The sequence below is a fragment of the Cytophagia bacterium CHB2 genome, assembly GCA_030263535.1.
GTDB lineage: Bacteria > Zhuqueibacterota > Zhuqueibacteria > Zhuqueibacterales > Zhuqueibacteraceae > Coneutiohabitans.
Genome location: SZPB01000306.1, coordinates 1 through 7878 on the forward strand (window position 1 = coordinate 1; position 7878 = coordinate 7878).

Here is a 7878-nt window from a genome sequence, read left to right on the forward strand (position 1 = left end):
GGCAACCCAACACGACGACTCGCTAGATTTATCGGAAGTCCAAATCCAACTTTGCGTGCGATCAAATACGGGATCGATATATAAATTGCCGTTCTTCTTTTCGCCTTCCATCAGAGACATCGCCTCTTCCAATGTTAGCAGACGCCAATTTGTAAACCCGCCAAAGCCTCTATTATTCACGTCGCGCACAAATTGTTCCGCTGCGGCATAGGTAATATAATTCAGCGAACCGGATTGTTGCCATATTAAACCGGTTTCATGGTCGAGTACCAGCGAATCGCCAGTAATAACTTTCAACTCAAAATCATTCTTGATCCCTGCGCCGCTTTCATTCATATTCTTATCATAAAAACCTTTAGCACCAAGCATGTTTTTAACTTGATCGCCGTTCAGCGTTGCCGGAGTCGCACGCAACCAGGGTGAACGGCGCAGCATAATCGCGGGATTGTCTTTTTTCTCTTCGGATTGAAGCGGTGCCATGCGTTGGGCGGAAGAAGGCTTTTCTGAAAATGGTTCCGCCGCTTTAAAAACTTGCGTTGCCAAAATTATGGTCGCGACCGCCAACAAGGCCACCACCAACTGCACGCGGCGCTTATCATAGCCTTGAGCCGGCGGTTGAGCGTTCTGCACGCGCAAAGCTTCATTCTCGCGCCGCAGCGTTTCATTGCGCTGTCCAAGCTCCTGTGCCCTTTTCTGGCTCGTTTGCCATTCCGATTTCGGAATACTGTTCACGAAAGCCGCTTCTTTTTCCTGTAAAGCCTTTTGCAACCGCAGAACCTCGGCTTTGGGAACGCTTTCTCGCAACCGCGCTTCTTTGCTCTGCAATTCCTGCTGCACGCGTTCCAATTCGGCTTTGGGTACGGCATTCTTGAGTTGCTCTTCTTGCCGCCGCAATTCGCGCCGCAGGTTTTCAGCTTGCCGCGGAGTAATGAAAAGATCCTCACGCTTGAATTCCTGCACCGGGTTTGTCGGCCGCTTGCTCCAGGCTTCCAGATGCTCGAGGTATTCCCCGACTTGATAGGCCAGGGCGCGCAACCCGGGCTCGCTCAAATCATAGGCAATACAGCGGTAGTTGTGAATGTCGAAGGGCAGCTCTTGTCCCTTCTGCACGATCATGATGGTTTTGTTCGCAACCGCGTGCGCCACGCCCAATTCATAAAACACGTTGGGGTTCCAATCGGTCAAATCCGCGATGATGGCGTCGCTGCTGAAAATGTATTCGATAATATCGCGGTGGATATTGAACGGCCCGATCAACTCATCCGCGCGCACGGCCTTGAAGCCGGCTTTGTCGCACGCGGTTTTGATGGCCTCGGTGTAAACCGTTTTCAGCTCTTTACGAAACGGCATGAGCACGAAGCAGAGTTTTCCGTCGTTGAAAGGCACGTTTCCGCCCCTTGGGTTAATTCGTGGGATATTCAATAATCATGCTCAATGCGCGCTGCTTGGCGTGTTGGGCTTCGCGCCCGGTTTCGTGTGCGATCACCACCGGCAGCTTTTGCTTTTTGAGCTTTGCCAATACGGCCGCCAGCAGCGTTTGCGGAAAGCCGCAGCCGCAGGCAAAGCCGCGCCAATTCTGGTTTAAGCGCAAACCCGCGGCTGGGGACAAAACTTCCGCGCTCGCGTCGAAGGCTTCGTAGTAGCGGCCGATCTGCACGATTACGACATGCTGTTTGAACGCCTGCTTGAGCCAGAGCACTTGCATTCTCAACCTCGATTTGCGGCGCAGCGGCTCGTCGCGGCGCGCGGCTTTCCGCGAGGATACCACAAAAAAGCGTTCCAGCCAAGCGAATTTTTGCCAGAGCCTTCCCAGGCAACGCCGTGATTGCGCATGTTGAAAATGGGCGAGGGCGGAATTGAGCGTGGCGCGGCAGGCCTCCAACGTTTCCTCGTGAAAGCGATAAGCGTGATACCCCGGCGTTGCGGCGACGAGTTGCCGGCGCGCCTGCCGCAATTTTTCTTTCAAATTGCCGAGCACCCGGCGGCGCACCAGCATGTAACCCGGACGCACGATGAAGCCCGCGAAATCCACCCCGCCGCTCACCGGCGCGAGACGGGTCGCCCGGGAGTTGATCGCGAGCGCGAGATGTTCTGCCAAAAAGCGCGTAATCTCTGCTTGCCAGGCCCGCAGTTGCTCCAGGCTGGCGGCCAACAGAACGAAGTCATCGACGTAGCGCAAATAGTAACGGCACTTCAACTCGTGCTTGACAAATTGATCGAGGGCATTGAGATAAACATTGGCAAAAAACTGGCTGGTGAGATTGCCGATGGGCAGCCCGCAGAACGGTTGCGCATGAAAGAGTGACTTATGCGGCGGCAGAGCGAAGCGCAGGTTTTTGCGATCCTGCAATTCATAATTCAAGGTCGGATCATGAAAAACCACGGTGCGCAAAAGCCAAAGCAGCCCGGGATCCGGGCAGCGGTTGGCCAGCATTTCGAACAGCTTGCGCCGGTCGATGGTCATGAAAAAATTTTTAACGTCCATTTTCAGAAAATAGGCGCATCGCGCGCCGTTGCCGGTGATCTGGCGCAGGAAACGTTGCAAAGCCTTGGCCGCGGCGTGCGTGCCCTTGCCGGGACGGCAGGCATAAGAGTGATGAATGAACACGCGCTCCCACACCGGCGCGAGCGCAGCATAAACGAGATGGTGAACGATGCGATCACGAAATGCCGCGGCGAAGATTTCCCGCGCCTTCGGTTTTTTCGTGTAGAAGCAGATCGAAGCGCCGGGCTGATAACGCTGCTCCCGCAGCTCTGCCGCAAGCTGCACGAGGTTTTCCTCATGATTCAGCTCGAAGGCCAGCGCGCTCGGCTTGTTCCGCTTGGTGCGGCGGCAAGCCAGATACGCGCGGTACATCTGCGGGAATTCGAATAGCAACGATGATTCTCCTCAGCGAACTAACCGAACATAGTTATTGTTGTCCACGTGTTGATTGTTGCAATTACCGTTGTTGAAATTGGCAACCCAACACGACGACTCGCTTGCCCCGGCGCTTGCGGCCGTAGTCCCCGCCCCTCGTGGGCGGCTGCTTCTGCCACGGCGTTCTGTGGCTCAACAGTGCCCGGCAAGGAAGCAGGGCTACGAAACCCTCGTCCAATCCAGCCTCGCTTTCGCGAAAGTAGGATTGCCGGCTTGCGAATACCCCGGTGAAACGGGGTGGCCGGGGTGCACAATCATCAATGGGCGCGCTCCTGCTTTCCGCCGGTGCGGGAAGAGGATTCTGGCCGGCTGCTTTGTTCCAGCGTGTGTTTCAGCCAGCCTTCGTTCTGCTTGCAAAGGCTCACCACCTCGTTGATGCTGTATTGAAACGAATTGAAATTCTGAAACGCTTTCACGTCTTTGCACACGCGAATCGTGAGTTTTAAATCTTCCAACAATTCACGGTTTTTCAAAAGCACCGGCGCTTTCTCCTCGGCGTCGTTGGCAAGGCGAATGAGGCGCAACACCTCGCGCATTTGCCGGCGCAGTTCCGTGCCGTGGGTGTATTTGTGATACCGGCTAAAGCTGTGTACGATCTTTTCAAAATAAAGCAGCAGATCGTAGGCTTTTTTGTAGATGGGCAGGTGTTCGTACTGCGCCATGGGGCTTTCCAAAAAATTTTTCGAGGTCTCTCTACCGCTGCAGGGATCGCTTTTTAAAAGCAACTGCAACAGCAAAAGAAAATGGTCGAATGACTCAAATAGCCGAATAATCGATTGCCCTCAGCGAACTAACCGAACATAGTAACCGTCGTCCACGGGCTGATTGAGGCAATTACCGAAGATGAAATAGGCAACCCAACACGACGACTCGCTGAACTTATCAGAGGTCCAAATATAACGTTGTGTGCGATCAAATACGGGATCGATATACAAATCGCCGTTCTTCTTTTCGCGTTCCATCAGAGACATTGCTTCTTCCAAAGTGGGCAGGCGCCAATCATCAAATCCGGCAAAACGTTTGCTATTCGAACTTTGTTGATACTTTTTAGCTTTCTCAAAAGACATGTATTCAGACGCACCTGACTGCTGCCACATGAGGCCGGTAGCGTGATCCAACACGATTTTTTCACCTTTGTGATCGAGCGTTTCATAACGATGCGTAACTCCCTTACAGCTATTGTTGTAACTACTATCAAAAAAATCATACAATTTTATCATCGCCTTCGCTTCTTCAGCCGTCAAGTGCGGCAATGGCTTTGAACGAAGCATTTTCCAGAGAATCTCGCGAATCTCCGGCGTGGGTTTCAACTGAAACAGTTGCCCAAGACCTCGATAATGCGCGAGGGTTTCGTGCAAAAATGTTTTCATGAGATCCGTCAACGCCAGGCCGTGGCAGCCCCTGTCGTTGTTCAGCAAACGCTTAACGAACAAATATTCCAAAATCGAGCGGTGGGCAAATTTGTAGTGTCCCTCGGCGTCGCGATTCAGCAGAGAGCGACCGCTGAGCTGCCACTCGTCAAGCGGGATGTTCCAGGCCTTCGCCAGTTCGGTAAGCTCGGCGCGTAGAATGCGTTCCGCGCCGCGGCGCTCGCTGTTGCGGTAAAGATCGACCGCCAGGCGTTCGGAAAATTGCCTTAAATCCTCCGGCTTCACCCAGCGGCTCTCACGCTCCAGCCATTTTTCCACCAACACTTCATAAAGCTGAAAGGCATATTCGATCTTGGCGCCGCTTTCCAACAAATCGGGGATATACGCGAGCAGCATGGGCCGCACGCTGAGCAGGGGAATCTTTTTTACCAGTTCGTTGGCCTGCCGGCGTTTGCGCCGCGACCAGCGATAGCGCTTGCGCAGATACGCCTGCACTTGTTCGTCGCTCAACGGCGAGAGATAGAGCTTCCAAAATTCGTAAGTTGCGCCTTCGCCTGCTTTGCGCGGGCCTACGCGCGCAATGCCGGTTTCGCGCGGAATCTCTTCATCGCGCGGGAAGAACTGCGTGCGGCAGGTAATCAACACACGCTTGAACTGGCGGCAGGCATGCATCAACTCCAGCAAACGTGCGTGATGATCTTTGATGGCTTTGGTGTCTTCGTCGAAGGCATCGAGGAAAATCACCGTGTCGCGCTTATTGTCAATTTTGGCAATGTATTCATCTGCATCCGGAATGCCGAGCGGCACCACGGCCAAGCGCTGGCGTTGGCGCAAGCGTTGGTTGCGAGCATAATAATTCAGCACGAACGAAGATTTGCCCATGCCGGAATCCGCCAGCAAAAGCAGGTGGCGATTCGGACTCTCTTTGGCAAGATGTTCGTTGATGACGTCGAAAAGCTTTTCTTTGGTGGCCACAACCTGGCGGATTTCCGCTTCCTGCGCCGGATCGACGCTGGAGCAATTGGGTGGAATGTAGTAGCGCGTGGAACGTTCGATGGTTTCCGGCGAGTAGAGATCCGAACCGAAACTTTTTTCGAGCAGGCGCTGCGTGCGGCGCTGCTGTAGAATCGGCAGGTACGCGAACCAGGCGGCTGCCACCGCCGCGAGCGCGCCAATCGCGGTGAAAATCGTGGCGGGCGTCCAGTGCTGGGGATCGAGAAGAAGCTGCAAGAAAGTGGTTGAGTCAGGCGGCATGGAATTTTTCGACCGGGCAGAAATTATTTGCTGGCGAAGAGCCTCGCCAATTCATCCAGAACAAGATTTAAATCTTGATGAGGATCGCCGGTTAGGGGCGACGCGACAACCTTGCCGTCTTTTGTGTGAAAGTGATGGGGATAGTTGCTCAATTCCGGAAAGTGTTCTTTGTTGTCCCAACGGCACAACGGCTCTTCATCAAAAACCTGGTAGGAATAGTCCCAATGCTCTTGATTGCAGTAAAGCCGGATTTGCAAGGTAAAAGTGGAAAAGATGGTTGCCCTAATTTTGCAGGAGAATTGGCTGATGGAGAAAAAAGCGGTTTCGACAATCCTTGTATTTTCACAAAAGCCGGAATTTTCGAGCCGGGAAATAAGCTCGGCCAGCAATGTGCTCAGGTTATTCACGCGGCGCTTTTCCCCCTCAGGCCCAACCAGCTTTCCAGCATCTCCGTCGCAATTTTCCAGTCCAAAGCGTCCTCTTCCTCCAGCATGAATTTTTTATGCAGTGCAGGCTGACCAGCAAGCTGTTTTGCACGTTCCTGCAAATAGGCCGTAAACTGCGAATAACGCATGCCGTATTTCTCTTCGAATTTCGCGACAATGGCGCGATAGTGCTCGATTTGGTGAAGAATGTGATGCGCCATCAGATCCTTTACGGCGGCCTCGGCATTTTCATAAAGCCCGTTGTTTACCAGCGGAGCAACGATTTTAGCAACATTCGGAGACATGGTCAAAGACTCTCCTGCGTGAATGGAATACTATTCCAGGAAGCGAACGATTGCGCCGCAAGGTATTTATGAACATTTAGAAAGTCAAGCATCAGGAAAAGTCATTGATATTCAATCGTTATCTCCTGAAACGAAGCGAGTTGTTCCCTCAGTTTTTGCGAAACTTCGATCTCTCCCTCCCACTCCAATAACTCCATATCGTCAATCTTACCGTACAGCGACGCCCGATCCAGGTTGCCGTGCTTTTGTTCAAACGCTTTGATTTTTTCCTCGGTTTTTCGCAGCGCTCTTTGCAAAAGCGTTTTTTCCGAATCAATGGCTGATTCAATCTTTTTGCGGGTCCACGCACTATCGGTTTGTAGAATCACTTTAGTCATGTACGGCCTCCAGAGTTGGTAGAATCGTTGCGGCGGAAAGATACACATTGTCCGACTGCAATGCAACTTTGCGAATTCAGACGGGAACCACCGCCCGGGCGCTATCTTCTGAGCTGTCGCCGTTCGTTAGCAATTATTCACGAAACAAAGCGCCCGGGCGGTTAATGCCTCATAACTTCTCTGAAATCGATTTGGCTTGCAGGAACAACAGCAAATAATCGCGGCCGCCGGCTTTGGAGTCCGTGCCGCTCATGTTGAAACCGCCAAAGGGATTGCCGCCCACCAGCGCGCCGGTGCATTTGCGGTTGATATAAAGATTGCCGCAATGAAAATCGCGTTTCGCGCGCGCGATTTTGTCGCGGTCGCGCGTGTACACCGCGCCGGTCAGGCCGTACTCGCTGGCGTTGGCAATGTCGATGGCATGCGAGAAATCTTTCGCTTTCACCAGCGCCAGCACGGGCGCAAAAATTTCCTCGCAGGCAATGCGCGCGTTCGCCGCAACGTCGCGGAAAATCGTCGGCTGAATGAAGTAACCGCTGTCCGGACCCTGCTCGCCGCCGCAAATGAGTTTGCCTTCCTGCTTGCCGATTGCGATGTACTGCATCGTCTTCTCCTGGGCCGCGGCATTGATCACCGCGCCCATCCAGTTGGCGGGATTTTTCACCGGGCCGAGAGTGATCTTGCGCGTGCGTTCGACCAGGCGTTCAGCAAATTCATCATAAAGCTTGGTGTGAATGATGGCGCGCGAGCAGGCGCTGCATTTTTGCCCCTGAAAACCGAAGGCGCTCAGGGCCACGCCCTCGACTGCCGCCGCGAGATCGGCATCTTCATCAACGATGATGGCGTCTTTTCCGCCCATTTCCGCGACGATGCGCTTAATCCAAATTTGGCCTTTCTGCGGTTTTGCGGCGAGTTCGTTGATATGCAACCCTACTTCCTTTGAGCCGGTGAAGGAGATAAAACGCGTTTTCGGATGCGCCACGAGATAATCGCCAATCTCGCTGCCGCTGCCGGGAATATAATTCAGCACGCCCGGCGGCAAGCCCGCTTCCTGAAAAATTTCCACGAGGCGATAACCGATGGCAGGCGTGTCGCTCGCGGGTTTGAGCAACACCGTGTTGCCGGTGACGATCGCCGCGCTCGCCATGCCGGTAAGAATGGCCAGCGGAAAATTCCACGGCGGAATCACCACGCCGACGCCCAGCGGAATATAAACCAGCTCGTTGT

At 53.5% G+C, this 7878-nt stretch carries 8 protein-coding genes; all 8 read right to left on the reverse strand.

The features are described from left to right. The coding region (locus FBQ85_22855) for a DUF1566 domain-containing protein (GenBank protein ID MDL1877983.1) at positions 1-1386 on the reverse strand (1386 nt) is incomplete at its 3' end. 16 nt (positions 1387-1402) lie between these two features. After that, positions 1403-2878: a reverse transcriptase gene (locus FBQ85_22860; GenBank protein ID MDL1877984.1), complete on the reverse strand. Its 1476-nt coding sequence runs from the start codon at positions 2876-2878 to the stop codon at positions 1403-1405. A 299-nt stretch (positions 2879-3177) separates the two neighbouring features. Further along, complete coding sequence (locus FBQ85_22865; GenBank protein MDL1877985.1) at positions 3178-3582, reverse strand: four helix bundle protein; 405 nt, start codon at positions 3580-3582, stop codon at positions 3178-3180. 120 nt (positions 3583-3702) lie between these two features. Then, positions 3703-5544: a DUF1566 domain-containing protein gene (locus tag FBQ85_22870; GenBank protein ID MDL1877986.1), complete on the reverse strand. Its 1842-nt coding sequence runs from the start codon at positions 5542-5544 to the stop codon at positions 3703-3705. Between the two features lie 23 nt (positions 5545-5567). Then, positions 5568-5951: a hypothetical protein gene (locus tag FBQ85_22875; GenBank protein ID MDL1877987.1), complete on the reverse strand. Its 384-nt coding sequence runs from the start codon at positions 5949-5951 to the stop codon at positions 5568-5570. Then, a complete protein-coding gene (locus FBQ85_22880) occupies positions 5948-6274 on the reverse strand; it encodes a hypothetical protein (GenBank protein MDL1877988.1) in 327 nt (108 codons plus the stop codon). Before FBQ85_22880 ends, FBQ85_22875 begins: the two co-directional genes overlap by 4 nt. A 101-nt stretch (positions 6275-6375) precedes the next feature. Then, entirely contained in the window at positions 6376-6651 is a 276-nt protein-coding gene (locus FBQ85_22885) for a hypothetical protein (GenBank protein MDL1877989.1), read from the reverse strand. Between the two features lie 169 nt (positions 6652-6820). After that, the coding region (locus FBQ85_22890; protein MDL1877990.1) for an aldehyde dehydrogenase family protein at positions 6821-7878 on the reverse strand (1058 nt) is incomplete at its 5' end.